The following is a 2285-nucleotide window of genomic DNA, read 5'->3' on the forward strand; positions in this document are numbered from 1 at the left end:
CCTTCAAACTCGCGCTGACAGCCCAGGTGCTTAGCCGGGTGGATCGAGGGGAAGAGAAGCTCGATCGCCTGGTGACGTATACCCAGGCGGAGGTGCTTTCGTATGCTCCGGTCACGAAGGAGCACGTTGCGACCGGAATGACGGTAGGCGCGCTATGTGAGGCAGCGATTACGCTTTCGGACAATACGGCGGCGAACCTGTTGCTGGTTACGGTCGGTGGGCCTGCCGGGTTTACGAAGTGGTTGCGGAGCATCGGCGACACGACTACGCGCCTTGACCGGAATGAGCCGAGCCTGAACTCCGGAATCCCCGGCGACCCGCGCGACACAACTTCGCCATCGGCGATGTTGGCGACACTCCAGAAGCTGACTCTCGGCAATGTGCTCAGCTCCGCATCGCGTAAACAGTTGAACGATTGGATGTTGGCGACACAGACAGGTCTGAAGAAGATTAAGGCGGGCCTGCCCGGTGACTGGAAGGAAGGCGACAAAACAGGATCGGGCGACTACAACACGACGAACGACATCTCGGTCCTGTATCCGCCAAACCGGAAACCGGTTCTGATCACCGTGTATTACACCGGCAGCAAACTGGAGACGGAACAGAGCAATCTGGTCTTTCAGGAGATTGGCAGAAAGCTCGGGTCGTTGTACGTTTAGAGCATTCTCCCTGTTGCTGGGTGTCCCGGAATAGGCGTGTAGCGGCGTTTTCATTGCGGAAAACGCCCATAGATGCCGAAGCCCACATCACACCTACAGGGAGATGCTCCAGCAGGGCATGTAATTGGATTTGACCGCGAAGGCGAGTGGCGGAGAGTTTCCCCCCGAAACTGCCCGCCTTCGGGTATTCTCTTCACATCCCAGCAATACTGAGGCACTAAGGAGCCGTCGCCGCTACATGGCCAAACTACTCGCCACGAAATCAATGGATGCTCTCCTCAAAGAAGCACAAGAGGAAGGCTCCGACACACTCGTCCGGGCGCTCGGACCGTTTGAACTCACTACGCTCGGTATTGGCGCGGTCATTGGAGCCGGCATTTTTGTTCTAGCCGGTATAGGCGCACACTCCGCAGGGCCAGCTCTTACGCTGGCCTATGTACTTTCTGGCCTCGGCTGCGTCTTTGCCGGTCTCTGCTATGCCGAGTTCGCAGCTATGATTCCGCTGGCCGGCTCTGCCTATACCTATGCCTATGCCACGCTGGGCGAGATCTTTGCCTGGATCATCGGCTGGGATCTGACGCTTGAGTACGCCATGGGCGCCAGCACCGTCTCCTCCGGCTGGTCGAATCACTTCATCGAGTTCCTATCGATCTTCGGACTGAAGTTCCCGCTGTGGCTCTCCTACGACCACTGGACCGGGCTGCGTACGGCGACCGATGTCATCGCCCGCAAGATGCTGGCTGTACAACATCCCGAACTGATTCCTGGAACGCAGGCGTTTTCGAGCGCTCTGGATGCACTCAAGGCTGCTGCTCCCTCCGATCTGACGTCTCAGGCGCACGCGCTTCTCGGGGCTCCACATCTCTTTGGCATGGAGATTGGGTTCAACCTTCCGGCCTTCATCATCGCTCTGATCATCACGACGATTCTGGTCATCGGTATCTCGGAGTCGGCCAAGTTCAACTCCGGCATCGTTGTGATGAAGGTAGCCGTGGTTCTCTTCGTCATCACACTTGGTATCAAGTATGTGGACAAGGCGAACTGGGGTCATGACTGGTCAACCTTCGCACCCTTTGGCAGTGGCGGTATTGGTCTGGCGGCGGGGCTGGTCTTCTTCAGCTATATCGGTTTTGACGCCGTCTCCACGACCGCGCAGGAGGCTAAGAATCCGCAGCGCGATCTGCCGATCGGTATCATCCTCTCGCTGCTGATCTGCACCGTGCTCTATATCGGTGTCGCCGGTGTTCTCACCGGCATGGTCTATTGGAAGGACATCAACATCGAGGCCCCAGTGGCCCGCGCCTTCCTCTCCCATAACCTGGGATGGGCGGCGGATATCATCACCATAGGCGCCCTGGCCGGTCTCACCTCAGTCATGCTGGTGATGTTGCTCGGCCAGTCGCGTGTGCTGTATGCCATGGCCAAGGATGGCCTGCTGCCGCAGAAGTTCTTTGGCGCGATTCATCCGAAGTTCCGTACTCCGTGGAAGGGGACCATCCTGGCGGGCTTTCTGGCCGCCATCGTCGGTTCCATTACGCCGATCGACGATATCGGCAAGATGGTGAACATCGGCACGCTGCTGGCCTTCGTGATCGTCTGCATCGCGGTCGTGGTGCTGCGCAAGAC

Annotated in this window: 2 protein-coding genes; both read left to right on the forward strand. The window is 58.3% G+C overall.

Annotation, left to right across the window (positions count from 1 at the left end; genetic code table 11):
• A partial coding sequence (gene bla / locus AB4043_RS22900; RefSeq protein WP_442308198.1) for a class A beta-lactamase occupies positions 1-659 on the forward strand: 659 nt, incomplete at its 5' end.
• Positions 660-897: 238 nt separating this feature from the next.
• A partial coding sequence (locus tag AB4043_RS22905) for an amino acid permease (RefSeq protein ID WP_442308199.1) occupies positions 898-2285 on the forward strand: 1388 nt, incomplete at its 3' end.

The sequence above is a fragment of the Terriglobus sp. YAF25 genome, from assembly GCF_052113305.1.
Lineage (GTDB): Bacteria > Acidobacteriota > Terriglobia > Terriglobales > Acidobacteriaceae > Terriglobus.